The sequence below is a fragment of the Microbacterium bovistercoris genome (assembly GCF_003387575.1).
GTDB classification, from domain to species: domain Bacteria; phylum Actinomycetota; class Actinomycetes; order Actinomycetales; family Microbacteriaceae; genus Microbacterium; species Microbacterium bovistercoris.
The window spans coordinates 185,958-198,823 of the sequence record NZ_QUAB01000039.1; the positions used below are offsets into that span (position 1 = coordinate 185,958).

Below are 12,866 nucleotides of genomic sequence, written 5' to 3' on the forward strand. Positions count from 1 at the left end.
CAGCGTAGCCCCGGCCACCGACAGCGCGTCAGCGCCGCGGCATCTGTCCGAGCACCTTCTCAGCGTCGATCGACTTCCGGCGTCCGCCGTCCTTGCCCGCGGGCTTGCCGCCGACGTACAGCCAACCCAGCAGCTGCTCCTTCTTCTTCAGGCCGTGCGCCTTCGCGACGGCCTTGGAACGGGTGTAGTGGCCGGTGCGCCAGATGACGCCCCAGCCGGCCTCGTCCAGCAGCAGACTCAGCATGTGCGCCACGCCGGATGCCACGGCCTCCTGCTCCCAGTACGGCACCTTCTCGCTCTTGCGCGGGCTGACGACGACGGCGATCAGCAGCGGGGCGCGCAGTGGCTTCGACGACGGTTTGTCGTCGCCCTGCGCCTTGGCGATCGCGGCGCCCAGCCGTTCGCGATCCTCGCCGCGCAGCTCGATCAGCCGCCACGGGTGCAGAGAGGAGTGGTCGGCCACCCGGCCCGCCGCGGTGACGAGCGGTAGCAATTGCTCGTGCGTGGGTGCGACGTCGCTCACCTTAGACCAGGACCGCCGGGAGCGCGCGGCGTCGAGAGCGCTCACGATTCAGTCGGGCTGAACGTGAGCGCCAGCGAATTCATGCAATAGCGGTCGCCGGTCGGGGTGCCGAAGCCGTCGGGGAAGACATGCCCCAGGTGCGAGCCGCATGCGGCGCACCGCACCTCGGTGCGCACCATGCCCAGCGTGCGGTCCTCGATCAGCGTCACGGCCTCCGGCCGGACCGACTCGTAGAAGCTCGGCCAGCCGCATCCGCTGTCGAACTTCGTGCCGCTCCGGAACAGTTCGGCGCCGCAGGCGCCGCACCGGTACAGCCCGTCGCGCTTCTCGTCGAGCAGCTCGCCCGTCCAGGGGCGCTCGGTCGCCGCCTCGCGCAGCACCGCGTACTCGGCTTCGCCGAGCTGTTCGCGCCATTCGGCTTCCGTCTTGTCCACGTCGTAACCCATGGGTCTATTGTCCCTCGCTCCGCGGGGAATGGCGCGATGGCGGGAGTGGCGCGCGGATGCTGCGCCGGATGCCGCGTAGCCTGGGGCCATGCTCGGAGACCTCACCGATCGCGATCGCGCGATCCTCGCCCTCGAGGCCGCCTGGCCGCGGCACGGCGGCGCCAAGGAGGAGAAGATCCGGGCGCAGTTGGGCATGAGTCCCGCCCGCTACTACCAGCTGCTCGGCCGCCTCATCGAGACGGAGCAGGCTCTGGAGTTCGACCCTCTGCTCGTGCGCCGGCTGCGTCGGATCCGCGACGCCCGCAGCGAGCGCCGCGTCGCGCGGATGAGGGGCTTCGTCGGCTGACGGGGCGACGGGGATTCACAGAGGACATGCCCTAGCATCGAGGGGTGTCCAAGCCCAACCATGATCGATTCGACGACGTCCCGCACTCGACCGGGCGCGTCGGAGCGCACCGCGCCGAGGTTCCGGGCATGAACGGATGGGTCGTGCTGCTGTGGTCGGCAGCGGCAGTGCTCGTTCTCGTGGTCGTCGGCATCTTCGGGTCTCTGCTGGCCATGGGGCGCATCTCGTTCGGCGGAGATGCCCCGCCCACCGCAGCTGCGACCGTCGCGCCGGAGGAGACGGGCGTGGTGGACACGTCCTACGCCGTGCTGATCCTCAACGCCACTCCGGACGACAGTCTGGAGGACTCGATGCGCGACCAGCTGATCAAGGCCGGCTGGAGTGGTGACCAGATCACCAGCAGCGACGCCTCCAGCACCGACTTCCCGACGACGACCGTGTACTACGTCGATGCGGCTGACGAGGCCGCGGCGATCGGACTCGCCGGTGCCATCGGCGGCGCGGAAGTGCAGCAGAGCGACGTGTACAAGGACTACAACGAATCCGGCGGCAAGCAGCTCGCCGTGGTGATCGGCACGGACCGCAGCGCGTCGGCGCCGGAGACCCCAGCCGAGTAGCGCCGTCGTGGCTTGCACTCTCCATGGTCGAGTGCCAGAATGGCGTTAGCACTCGATCGTTGTGAGTGCTAACCCCAACGTCTACGTCCAGGAGGGACGACACTACTCATGGCAAAGATCATCGCTTTCGATGAGGAGGCCCGTCGCGGTCTCGAGCGCGGCCTGAACACCCTGGCCGACGCCGTCAAGGTGACCCTCGGCCCGCGCGGCCGCAACGTCGTGCTCGAGAAGAAGTGGGGCGCCCCCACGATCACGAACGACGGCGTCTCGATCGCCAAGGAGATCGAGCTCGACGACCCGTACGAGAAGATCGGTGCGGAACTCGTCAAGGAGGTCGCCAAGAAGACCGACGACGTCGCCGGTGACGGCACCACCACCGCCACGGTCCTCGCCCAGGCGCTGGTCCGCGAGGGCCTGCGCAACGTCGCGGCCGGTGCGGACCCGATCAGCCTGAAGAAGGGCATCGAGAAGGCCGTCGCGGCGATCACCGCCGACCTGCTCGCCACCGCCAAGGAGGTCGAGTCGAAGGACCAGATCGCCGCCACCGCGTCGATCTCCGCCGCCGACCCCGAGATCGGCGCGCTGATCGCCGAGGCCATCGACAAGGTGGGCAAGGAGGGCGTCGTCACCGTCGAGGAATCGCAGACCTTCGGCACCGAGCTCGAGCTCACCGAGGGCATGCGCTTCGACAAGGGTTACCTGAACCCGTACTTCGTCACGGACCCGGAGCGCCAGGAGGCCGTCTTCGAGGACCCGTACATCCTCATCGCGAACCAGAAGATCGGCAACATCAAGGACCTTCTGCCCGTCGTCGACAAGGTGATCCAGGACGGCAAGGAGCTCGTCATCATCGCCGAGGACGTCGAGGGCGAAGCTCTCGCGACCCTGGTGCTGAACAAGATCCGCGGTATCTTCAAGTCCGTCGCCGTCAAGGCCCCGGGCTTCGGCGACCGTCGCAAGGCGCAGCTGCAGGACATCGCGATCCTGACCGGCGGCCAGGTCATCACCGAGGAGGTCGGTCTCAAGCTCGAGAACACCACCCTCGACCTGCTCGGCCGTGCACGCAAGGTCATCGTCACCAAGGACGAGACCACGATCGTCGAGGGTGCCGGTGAGCAGGAGCAGATCGAGGGTCGCGTGACCCAGATCCGCCGCGAGATCGAGAACACCGACAGCGACTACGACCGCGAGAAGCTGCAGGAGCGCCTCGCCAAGCTCGCCGGCGGCGTGGCCGTCATCAAGGCGGGCGCGGCCACCGAGGTCGAGCTCAAGGAGCGCAAGCACCGCATCGAGGACGCCGTCCGCAACGCGAAGGCAGCCGTCGAGGAGGGCATCGTCCCCGGTGGTGGCGTCGCGCTGCTGCAGTCGGCCAAGGTGCTCGACGGCCTCGAGCTCGTCGGTGACGAGGCGACCGGTGCGAGCATCGTCCGCGTCGCGATCGAGGCTCCGCTGAAGCAGATTGCCATCAACGCGGGCCTCGAGGCCGGCGTCGTCGCGCACAAGGTCTCCGAGCTCCCCGCGGGCCAGGGCCTGAACGCCGCGACCGGTGAGTACGGCGACATGTTCGCACAGGGCATCATCGACCCGGCCAAGGTCACCCGCTCGGCGCTGCAGAACGCCGCGTCGATCGCCGGCCTGTTCCTCACCACCGAGGCGGTCGTGGCCGACAAGCCCGAGAAGGCTCCGGCCATGCCGGCAGACCCGTCGGGCGGCATGGACTTCTGATCCATACCCCTCGCACACAGAACGCCCCCGGCTTCGGCCGGGGGCGTTCTGCGTTCCGCGAGGGGGAGGGCGGGGGTCAGCGGAACAGGTTCGCGGAGTACTGGTCGGCGTCGGCGTACTGCGTCGCCGCAGAGCCCAGGGCCGTCCCGATCGATGCCAGCACCTGCTCGACATGCAGCTGCGCGCCGCGCCACTGCTCGCTGCACTGCTGGAACGCGGCCGAGGCGCTGCCCGTCCACGAGGACTGCAGCTGGTTCAGCTGCGCCATCAGCGCGGCCGATTCGGACTGCAGCCGCTCGATCGTGGCCCGGGTCGCGCCGTGCGCGGCGTGGACGGCGTCGGTGTCGACGGTGAAGACGGACATGGGGTCTCCTCTCGTTGGGCTTCCGACGCTAGAGCGCCGCGCGACGCCGGAGACGCGGGATTCGCGGCATCCGGGACATCTCCCGCGAGATGCCGATTGTGGAGGACGAGTCGCCGTCAGAGATCGGGCGGCGCGATCGGCTGCGTCTCCTCGAGCAGATGCTCCGGCGTCGCGCTCGCCGGCGCCAGGGGGAGCGAGACGATGAACGTCGCACCGCCGCCGGCGGTCTCCTCGACGCGTACGGATCCGTTCAGCGCTTCGACGATCGACGAGACGATCGCGAGGCCCAGACCGGAGCCGCCGGTCTCGCGAGCGCGGGAGGTGTCGGCGCGCCAGAACCGCTGGAAGATCTGCTCCCTGATCTGCTGCGGAACACCCTCGCCGTGGTCGGCGATCGCGATGGTGCCGATGCCGCGCAGCCGGTCGACGCCGACGATGATCTCGATCGGGCTGTCCTCCGGCGAGAAGCGCCGCGCGTTGCCGAGCAGGTTGGTCACCACCTGCCGCACCTTGTTCTCGTCGCCGAGCACGATGGGCGGTGTGCGCACCGGGATGTCGAGCGTCTCGTGGAAGTCGATCTGCGGCACGACCTCGGTGCGAGGACGGCGGCGCAGCCGGGCGAGAGCAGCCCCGGTCAGACCGCGTGCGCCTGGCGCGCGGGTCGTGGCATCCTTCGTCTTCGACGGCTTCTGTGCCTCCGCCGCCGGCGTCGCCGGCGTCGGAGGCGGCAGGACGGGCTCGACCGCCTGCTCCAGCGTGGTGTCGACGACGGTCACGGTGCGTGCGGGGGCGGTGACCCGCATGTCGAGGGCTGCATCGCGGGCGATCGGCCGCAGGTCGAGCGGCACGATCTCGAGGGAGCGGCCGGCGTCTTCGTCCAGCCGCGCGAGCGCGAGGAGATCCTCGACCATCGCGCCCATGCGGATGGCCTCCTTCTCGATCCGCTCCATCGCGCGCGCGGTGTCCTCGTCGCCGCGGATGGCGCCCATCCGGTACAACTCGGCGTAGCCGCGGACGCTCACCAGCGGAGTGCGCAGCTCATGGCTGGCGTCGCCGATGAAGCGCCGCATGTGCTGCACGGTGCGGTCCCGTTGCGCGATCGCCCCGTCGACACGGTCGAGCATCGTGTTGATCGCGGCGTTAAGACGACCGACCTCGGTGGTGGGTTCGAGATCGGTGAGTCGCTGGCTGAGGTCGCCGGCGGCGATCGACATTGCGGTGGACTCCACCTGCCCGAGCCGCCGGAACGTCAGCGTGACCAGTCCTCTGGTGAGCAGCGCCGCGATGAGGATGGTCACCAGCGCGACGGTCGTGTACACGCCGAAGTACGTCGCGACGATGCGGTCGGCCTCGTCCAGCGGCAGCGCGACGATCTGCACGTAGGTGACCGAGGCCCCGACCGCCACCTGGGTCGCCGCGGCGGCGCTGAACGCACCGCCGTCTTCGCCCTGCAGGGGGATGATCTGATCGGCGCTCGACTGCGCTTCGGCAAGGGTGTAGGTCTCCGGGAAGACGGGGCGCTCCGCGCCCGGCTGACCGCCGGCCTCGGCGACCTTCCGCCCTGCGGTGTCGTAGAAGGCGGCGAAGTAGTCGGCGCGCGAGACGGCGCCGTCCCGCGGGGTGAACACCGCCTCGCCGTTCTCGATCGTGACGACGAAGAACCGGTCCGCCTGACTGGTCGAGACCAGCCCAGGCAATTGCGCGTTGATGTTGCCGATCATCGCGTTGCGCAGGATCGGCACGGTGCCGATACCGGCCACGAGGAGCCCGAGGGCCAGCACGGCGACGGTGACGCCGGTGACCTTGGCGCGCAGGCTGATGCGCCGCCACCACGAGGTGACGGCATCAGTCCTTTGCGCCATGAACTTCTCCGGGCGTCAGACGGTCTTGCCGACCTTGAGCATGTACCCGAAGCCGCGCTTGGTCTGGATCAGCGACTCCTCGGTGTGCGGGTCGATCTTGCGGCGCAGGTACGAGATGTAGCTCTCGACGATGCCGGCATCGCCGTTGAAGTCGTACTCCCAGACGTGGTCGAGGATCTGCGCCTTCGACAGCACGCGGTTGGGGTTGAGCATGAGGTACTTCAGCAGCTTGAACTCGGTCGGGCTGAGCTCGATCGGCTCCTTGCCCACGAACACGTCGTGCGTGTCCTGGTCCATCGACAGCTCGCCCGCGCGGATGACCGACTCCTCGTCGGCCTGCATCGTGCGGCGCAGGATGGCCTGCGCCCTGGCGACGATCTCATCGAGGGCGAAGGGCTTGGTGACGTAGTCGTCGCCGCCGGCGTTCAGGCCCTCGATCTTGTCCTGGGTGTCGTCCTTCGCCGTGAGGAACAGGATCGGTGCGGTGAAACCGGCGCCGCGCAGGCGCTTGGTCACGCTGAACCCGTTCATGTCGGGCAGCATCACGTCGAGGATGATGAGGTCCGGCTCCTCTTCGAGGACCGCGGAGATGGTGGCCGCCCCGTTGGCGACGGTCTTCACCTGGAATCCGGCGAAGCTGAGACCCGTGGAGAGCAGGTCGCGGATGTTCGGCTCGTCGTCGACGACCAGGATGCGCGCATCAGTCATGCCCCCATTATGGTGACTCGACCGGTGCCGTGTCTGATTGTCTCCGGATCGGCGGTCTTTAGCCGGTCAGCGTCGCGTCCACCGCGCGCGCGATGACGTCCTCGATCGGCGCCTCGGGATCCACCGTGATGCGATGCAGCAGCAGGCCCTCGCCGGCGGCCATCAGGAAGGGTGCTCGACGTGCGGCGGTCTCACCGCCGAGCGTGAGAAGGATGCTGCGGATCCACATCTCCATCCCGATGCGCTGCTCGCGCAGCGGCGCCGTCGCGTCCTCGTCCGCCTCGAGGAACAGGGCATAGCGCGCACGAGTGCGTCCGGCCAGCGGGCCCGACTGCAGGGCGATCATGCGGGTGAGCGCGCCGACGAGGTCGTCTCGGCTGGTGATCTCCGGCGTACCCGCATCGCTGCGCTCCTGGCGCGCCATCCACTCGATCACCCCCGCGATGAGAGCCGCCCGGGTGCGGAAGTGGTTCGACGTGGATCCCGGCGGCAGCGAAGCCGCCGCGTCCACGCGCCCGTGTGTGAGCGCGCGAATGCCCTCGGTGCCGATCAGCGTCACCGCTGCGTCCAGCGCCTGTCGTCGGGTCCTGCTCACGTCTCGAGCCTACGCAACTATATTTCTAGTGACAACGCACTATGAAAGTAGTACAGTCGCCTCATGAATGAGAGAAGGCTGTGGGAGCCGCCGCTGCCGGAGGCTCCGGGTTTCGAACATCACCTCGTCGAGACGCCGGGTCTGCGTACCCACGTCGCCACCATCGGGGAAGGGGAGCCGGTGCTCATGCTGCACGGGTTCCCGCAGCACTGGTGGCAATGGCGCACGATCGCACCGCGGGTCGCCGCGGCCGGGTACCGCGTGATATGCCCGGATTTCCGCGGTGCGGGCTGGACCAGGGCCGATGAACCGGGTTTCCATCGCGAATCCGTCGTCGACGATCTCGTGGCGTTGATGGATGTGATGGGGGTCGATCGGGCGCGCGTCGTCAGTCACGACTTCGGCTGTGTCGTCGCGTACCAGCTGTCGTACCGGCATCCGGAGCGGGTCGTCGCCGCCGTGCAGTTCGCCGTGCCCCCGGCCTTCATGATCTTCACTCCTCGGCTGCTGCCGGCCTTCTCGCACATGCCGAAGCTGCTGATGCACCACGAGGGGGAGCCGCTGAACTATCTCTTCTCGGAGAAGTACCTGGCCGAACCCCTGACCGATGAAGAGATCGACGGATATCTGCGGGCGCACCGGGTGCCGGAGGTGAGCCGAGCGGTGCGTGACCTGTACCGCGGGCTGGTCATCCCCGAGGTGATGAAGCTCGCTGCCGGTTCGTACAGGCGCGTGCAGTTGAAGCCGCCGACGCTCGCCGTGTTCGGGCGGGAGGACCACGAGTTCCCCGAGGAGCTGGTCCGCCAGATCTGCCGCGACCACGTGCGCCGCGCGGATCGGTTCGCCGTCGCGTTCGCCGAGGGCGCCTCGCACTTCATCACCGACGACGCCCCCGACGCCGTAGTCCGTCACACCCTGGACTGGTTCGCCGCCGCTGCCGCGCCGAATCGTTCCGCACAGACAGGAGCAGCATCATGAACGAGACGAGCACGACCGAGGCCATCGGCCTGAAGGTGCAGGTCGAGATCGAGGCGACGCCCGAGGCCGTCTTCGACGCCTACACGGACCCCGCCGCGCAGCGGATCTGGCTGTCCGCGCTCGGCCCTGATGAGGGGGCGGTGCAGAGCACAGTCGACCTGCGCGTCGGCGGGGTCTGGGAGGCGCGCTTCCATCCCAATCCGCAGACGCGGGTGCACGACCGGCAGACCTATCGCGAGATCGACCGTCCTCACCGGCTGGTCACCGACCTGGTCGCCGAGTCCTTCGTCGGCGAGCAGCAGCTGCCGACCGTGGAGAGTCGCATCGTCGTGACCTTCGAGCCGGCGGGACAGGGCACCCTGGTGACCGTCGAGCAGAGCCCGATCGCCACCGCCGAACTCCGCGACTTCTTCCGCGACGTCGCCTGGCCGGGTGGCCTGGCGAGACTCGGCGCACACCTGCACCGGCAGGCGAGCTGAGATGACGGAGCGCCTGTCCGTGCTCGTCGCGGCCCACGTCGCCGACGGGCACATGGCTCCCACCCTTGCGATCGCCCGGCACCTCGCCGACCAGGGCCATCGGGTGCGCTTCCTCACAGGTGAGAGGTTCGCCCCTGTCGTGCGTGCGGCCGGGATCGAGTACCTGCCGTGGCCGGCGGACGGCCAGGTCGACCATCAGGCGCTGCGCGCGGATGCCGGTGGGATGGCCGCCATGGCCGCCAACGTGGAGCGGCTGTTCATCGCACCAGCCGCGGGGCAGTACCGGGCGCTGGTGGAGGCGATCGACGCGGAGCAGACCGACGTCGTCGTGACCGAGTACACCGTCGTCGGCGCCGCGTGCCTCACCTGGGGCGCGATGCCGCATCCGCCCGTCGTCGTGTGCGGGATCCTGCCCCTGGGGCTGAGCAGCCGGGACACCGCGCCGTGGGGGATGGGCATCCTTCCGCGCACCGGCGAGGTCGCCCGCCTGCGCAACCGGGCCCTCAACTGGCTGACTCAGCACGTCGTGCTGCGCCGGCCGCAACGGCTCGCCGTGGAGACGATCCGCGAGGTCGCAGGCGGCGAGCTGACCGGCTTCTGCTTCGACTGGGCGACCCGTTCCGCGCTCTACGCGCAGTTGACCGTTCCCGGCTTCGAATACCCGCGCAGCGATCTCTCTCCCACGGTGCGTTTCGTCGGACCGCTCTTCGGGCCGCCGACCCGCGCGACGGCGGTGCCGTCCTGGTGGGGTGACCTCGAGGGCAGGACCGTGGTGCTGGTGTCACAGGGCACTGTGGCGAACGAGCTCAGCGAGCTCGTCGAGCCGACCGTCCGCGCCCTGGCGGACCGCGACCTGATCGTCGTCGCGACGACCGGCGGGGCGGACGTGGGGACGCTCGGCCCGCTGCCGGCCAACGTGCGCGTCGCGGATTTCGTGCCGTACGACCTGCTCATGCCGCAGGTGGACGTGTTCGTCTCCAACGGCGGCTACGGGGGTCTGCACTACGCGCTCGCGCACGGCGTGCCACTCGTCGTCTCCGGCGTCACCGAGGACAAGGCCGAGACCACCAGGCGAGTCGAATGGTCGGGGACGGGCGTGAACCTCGGCGTGCAGCGTCCGACCTCGGCAGCGGTCGGGGACGCGGTCGATCGCGTGCTGAGCACCCCGTCCTTCCGCATCCGTGCAGAGGAGCTCCAGACCGAGATCGCCGCGTCACCCGGCATCGACGGGCTCGCCGAGATGATCTCCGAGATCGCCCGCACGCATCGACATCGTCCGGAGTCGGTGGTCGGCGAATAGCTCGGTCCGGCAGGAGCCGGACCGGCGCGCGGCGTGTGCGGCGAGAATCGGCGATGATCGAAGGATGCTTCCCACGGACGAGCCCGTTCCCGGCCCTGCCGACCCCATGCCGTTCCCCCCGCCTCCGCCGCCCGCCCCGCGGATGCCGGATGGCGCGCCGACGCCCGCATGGGCACCGGTCGCCCCGGAGGTCGCCGTGGACGTCGAGTACCACCGGCTGGATCTCGCACGCGGCAGGCGGCCGCGCTGGTGGCGCCCGCTGCTGGTGGCACTGCTGGGGCTGGCCCTGTACATCGGCATGGTCGTCGTGCTGGTCGTCCCCTTCGCGGTCGCGGCCGCATTCGTGCCCGAGGTCATGCAGGCATTCAGCCGTCTCGTCGACAGCGGCGGCATGGACATGACCGACCCCGTGACCTTCGTCGTCTCGATGGTGTCGATCATCCTGCTGCTGCCGGCCCTTCTGATCGCGTCGCGCGTGGTCGCCGGGCGCGGCCTCGGCCTGCTCTCCTCGGTGACCGGCCGGCTGCGCTGGGGCTGGATGCTGCGCTGCCTCGGGCTCGCCGCGGCAGTCTTCGCGCTGCAGACGGGCATCTCGATGGTCATCTCCGTGGCGCGGGGCGAAGACCTCATCGTGACCGGCACCGCTCCGCAGCCGTGGCCGATGCTGCTCCTGGTGATCCTGCTCGTGCCGCTGCAGTCCGCCACGGAGGAGTACGTCTTCCGTGGCTTCCTCATGCAGGCCATCGGATCCTGGCTGAAGCACCCTGCGTTCGCGATCGTGCTGCCCCTGCCGCTGTTCGTGTTCGGGCACCTCTACGACGTCTGGGGGCTGCTCAGCGTCGCCGCTTTCGCGCTCGCCGCGGGGTGGCTGACCTGGCGCACCGGAGGCTTGGAGGCCGGCATCGCCCTGCACGTGGTCAACAATGTGAGCATCTTCGTGCTGGCGTCGTTCGGCCTGGCCGACGCGAATTCGTCCGGTGGCGGACCGCTCGACCTGGTCATCTCGGTGCTCGTACTCGCGGCCTCGGTGGGCACGATCGAGTGGATGCAGCGGCGCACGCCGATCGCGCGCACCCGCACCCTGCGCTGGCCGGCCCCTGCCGTACCCGCGCAGGGGTAGCATCCGGATCATGGACCACGATGAGCACGGCGGAGACTCCGCCTGCTGGCTCGCGCAGGTGTGCCCGGAGTGCGGGGCGCTGCTCGACGACCTCGCGGCACCCTGCTGGCGGTGCGGCCTGAAGCCCGGTGAGGAGCCCCGGGCCGCGACGTGATCAGGCAGCTTGCAGGTCGGTGGCGTCCATGATCGTGTAGCTGTAGCCCTGCTCGGCGAGGAAGCGCTGACGGTTCTGCGCGTAGTCCTGGTCGACCGTGTCGCGCGCCACCAGCGTGTAGAAGCTCGCAGTGTGGTCGGTCTGCTTCGGACGCAGCAGCCGGCCGAGGCGCTGCGCCTCCTCCTGGCGGGAGCCGAACGACCCGGACACCTGGATCGCGACCGAGGCCTCGGGCAGGTCGACCGAGAAGTTCGCGACCTTCGAGACCACGAGCACCCTGATCTCGCCGGAGCGGAACTGCTGGTACAGCACCTCGCGCTCGTCCACCGGAGTCGCACCCGTGATCTGCGGCGCGCCCAGGGCGTCGGCCAGCACGTCCAGCTGGTCGAGGTACTGGCCGATCACGAGCACCTGCTCGTCGGGGTGCTTCGCGATCAGTTCCTTGACCGCACGGATCTTCGCCGGCGCGGATGCCGCGAGACGGTAGCGCTCGTCGTCGGTGGCCGCCGCGTACTCCAGCCGGTCTCCCGGCGGCAGGTCGACGCGCACCTCGTAGCAGGCGGCGGGGGAGATGAAGCCCTGCGCCTCGATCTGCTTCCACGGCGCGTCGAAACGCTTCGGCCCGATCAGGCTGAACACGTCGCCCTCCCGGCCGTCCTCGCGCACCAGGGTGGCGGTCAGGCCGATGCGGCGGCGGGCCTGCAGATCGGCGGTGAGCTTGAACACCGGAGCGGGCAGCAGATGCACCTCGTCGTAGACGATGAGGCCCCAGTCCATCGCATCCAGCAGAGCCAGGTGCGCGTACTGGCCCTTCCGCTTCGCCGTGAGGATCTGGTAGGTCGCGATCGTGACCGGCTTGACCTCCTTGGCCTGGCCGGAGTACTCGCCGATCTCCTCGGGAGTGAGCGAGGTGCGCTTGAGCAGTTCGTCGCGCCACTGCCTGGCCGAGACCGTGTTGGTCACGAGGATGAGCGTGGTGGTCTTGGTGGCGGCCATCGCGCCCGCGCCGACGATGGTCTTGCCGGCGCCGCAGGGCAGCACGACGACTCCCGAGCCGTCCTTCGCGAAGGCGTCGACGGCCTCGTGCTGGTACGGACGCATGGTCCAGCCGTCCTCGTCGAGGTCGATCTCGTGCGGGGTGCCGGGCGTGTAGCCGGCCAGGTCCTCGGCAGGCCAGCCGATCTTCAGCAGCTCCTGCTTGATCTGTCCGCGCGCCCACGCATCCACGACGAAGGTGTCGGGGGCGGGGTGGCCGATCAGCAGCGGCTGGATGCGCTTGTTGCCCGCGACCTGCGTCAGTACGGCGGGGTCGGTGGAACGCAGGATGAGGGCGCCCTCGTCATCGCGCTCGATCACCAGCCGGCCGTACCGGTTCACGGTCTCGCGCAGGTCCACCGCCACGGACGGCGGAACGGGGAAGCGCGACCAGCGGTCGAGCGTCTCGATCATGTCCTCGGCCGTGTGCCCGGCCGCGCGGGCGTTCCACAGACCCAGCCGGGTGATCCGGTAGGTGTGGATGTGCTCGGGCGCGCGCTCCAGCTCTGCGAAGATCGCCAGCTCGTGCCGGGCGGCCTCGGCATCTGCGTGCGCGACCTCCAGCAGCACGGTGCGGTCGCTTTGGACGATGAGAGGGCCGTCAGACATAGCTG

The 12,866-nt window shown here is 69.4% G+C and carries 15 protein-coding genes; 8 read left to right on the plus strand and 7 right to left on the minus strand.

Annotation, left to right across the window (positions count from 1 at the left end):
* Window positions 1-28: 28 nt before the first annotated feature.
* Together DY023_RS08490 and msrB are read right to left on the minus strand one after the other, a co-directional pair.
* Window positions 29-568 carry a nitroreductase family protein gene (locus DY023_RS08490; protein WP_116241892.1) on the minus strand — a complete coding sequence of 180 codons (540 nt, stop codon included), beginning with the start codon at window positions 566-568 and terminating at the stop codon, window positions 29-31.
* Window positions 565-969: a peptide-methionine (R)-S-oxide reductase MsrB gene (gene msrB, locus DY023_RS08495; RefSeq protein WP_116241893.1), complete on the minus strand. Its 405-nt coding sequence runs from the start codon at window positions 967-969 to the stop codon at window positions 565-567. Before msrB ends, DY023_RS08490 begins: the two co-directional genes overlap by 4 nt.
* A gap of 88 nt (window positions 970-1,057) precedes the next feature.
* Here msrB and DY023_RS08500 point away from each other — a divergent pair, with 88 nt between their 5' ends.
* From DY023_RS08500 to groL, 3 genes are all read left to right on the plus strand, one after another.
* Window positions 1,058-1,315, plus strand: coding sequence for a DUF3263 domain-containing protein (locus tag DY023_RS08500; RefSeq protein ID WP_116241894.1), 258 nt, complete (start codon window positions 1,058-1,060; stop codon window positions 1,313-1,315).
* Between the two features lie 44 nt (window positions 1,316-1,359).
* Window positions 1,360-1,932 carry a LytR C-terminal domain-containing protein gene (locus DY023_RS08505; protein ID WP_245958634.1) on the plus strand — a complete coding sequence of 191 codons (573 nt, stop codon included), beginning with the start codon at window positions 1,360-1,362 and terminating at the stop codon, window positions 1,930-1,932.
* Window positions 1,933-2,040: 108 nt separating this feature from the next.
* Window positions 2,041-3,657 (plus strand): chaperonin GroEL, encoded by a 1,617-nt coding sequence (gene groL, locus DY023_RS08510; RefSeq protein ID WP_116241895.1) that lies wholly within the window; start codon window positions 2,041-2,043, stop codon window positions 3,655-3,657.
* A 76-nt stretch (window positions 3,658-3,733) separates the two neighbouring features.
* Here groL and DY023_RS08515 read toward each other — a convergent pair whose 3' ends face one another.
* From DY023_RS08515 to DY023_RS08530, 4 genes are all read right to left on the minus strand, one after another.
* Complete coding sequence (locus tag DY023_RS08515) at window positions 3,734-4,021, minus strand: WXG100 family type VII secretion target (RefSeq protein WP_116241896.1); 288 nt, start codon at window positions 4,019-4,021, stop codon at window positions 3,734-3,736.
* Window positions 4,022-4,137: 116 nt separating this feature from the next.
* Window positions 4,138-5,883: a sensor histidine kinase gene (locus tag DY023_RS08520; RefSeq protein ID WP_116241897.1), complete on the minus strand. Its 1,746-nt coding sequence runs from the start codon at window positions 5,881-5,883 to the stop codon at window positions 4,138-4,140.
* Between the two features lie 15 nt (window positions 5,884-5,898).
* Window positions 5,899-6,591 carry a response regulator transcription factor gene (locus DY023_RS08525; protein ID WP_116241898.1) on the minus strand — a complete coding sequence of 231 codons (693 nt, stop codon included), beginning with the start codon at window positions 6,589-6,591 and terminating at the stop codon, window positions 5,899-5,901.
* Between the two features lie 58 nt (window positions 6,592-6,649).
* A complete protein-coding gene (locus tag DY023_RS08530) occupies window positions 6,650-7,186 on the minus strand; it encodes a TetR/AcrR family transcriptional regulator (protein ID WP_116241899.1) in 537 nt (178 codons plus the stop codon).
* Between the two features lie 63 nt (window positions 7,187-7,249).
* Here DY023_RS08530 and DY023_RS08535 point away from each other — a divergent pair, with 63 nt between their 5' ends.
* The 5 genes from DY023_RS08535 to DY023_RS17985 all read left to right on the plus strand — a co-directional run bounded on the left by DY023_RS08535 (window position 7,250) and on the right by DY023_RS17985 (window position 11,217).
* Window positions 7,250-8,164 (plus strand): alpha/beta fold hydrolase, encoded by a 915-nt coding sequence (locus DY023_RS08535; RefSeq protein ID WP_116241900.1) that lies wholly within the window; start codon window positions 7,250-7,252, stop codon window positions 8,162-8,164.
* Window positions 8,161-8,643, plus strand: a complete 483-nt coding sequence (locus DY023_RS08540; protein ID WP_116241901.1) for an SRPBCC family protein — start codon at window positions 8,161-8,163, stop codon at window positions 8,641-8,643. The genes DY023_RS08535 and DY023_RS08540 overlap by 4 nt, the downstream gene beginning before the upstream one ends.
* Window position 8,644: 1 nt before the next feature.
* Window positions 8,645-9,943 (plus strand): glycosyltransferase, encoded by a 1,299-nt coding sequence (locus tag DY023_RS08545; RefSeq protein WP_116241902.1) that lies wholly within the window; start codon window positions 8,645-8,647, stop codon window positions 9,941-9,943.
* Window positions 9,944-10,007: 64 nt separating this feature from the next.
* Complete coding sequence (locus tag DY023_RS08550) at window positions 10,008-11,063, plus strand: CPBP family intramembrane glutamic endopeptidase (protein WP_116241903.1); 1,056 nt, start codon at window positions 10,008-10,010, stop codon at window positions 11,061-11,063.
* 10 nt (window positions 11,064-11,073) lie between these two features.
* On the plus strand, window positions 11,074-11,217 hold the full coding sequence (locus DY023_RS17985) for a hypothetical protein (RefSeq protein ID WP_181905774.1): 144 nt from the start codon (window positions 11,074-11,076) through the stop codon (window positions 11,215-11,217).
* On the opposite strand, the gene DY023_RS08555 is transcribed toward DY023_RS17985, so the two are convergent.
* Window positions 11,218-12,861, minus strand: coding sequence for a DNA repair helicase XPB (locus DY023_RS08555; protein WP_116241904.1), 1,644 nt, complete (start codon window positions 12,859-12,861; stop codon window positions 11,218-11,220). It lies immediately after the preceding gene.
* Between the last annotated feature and the right edge of the window lie 5 nt (window positions 12,862-12,866).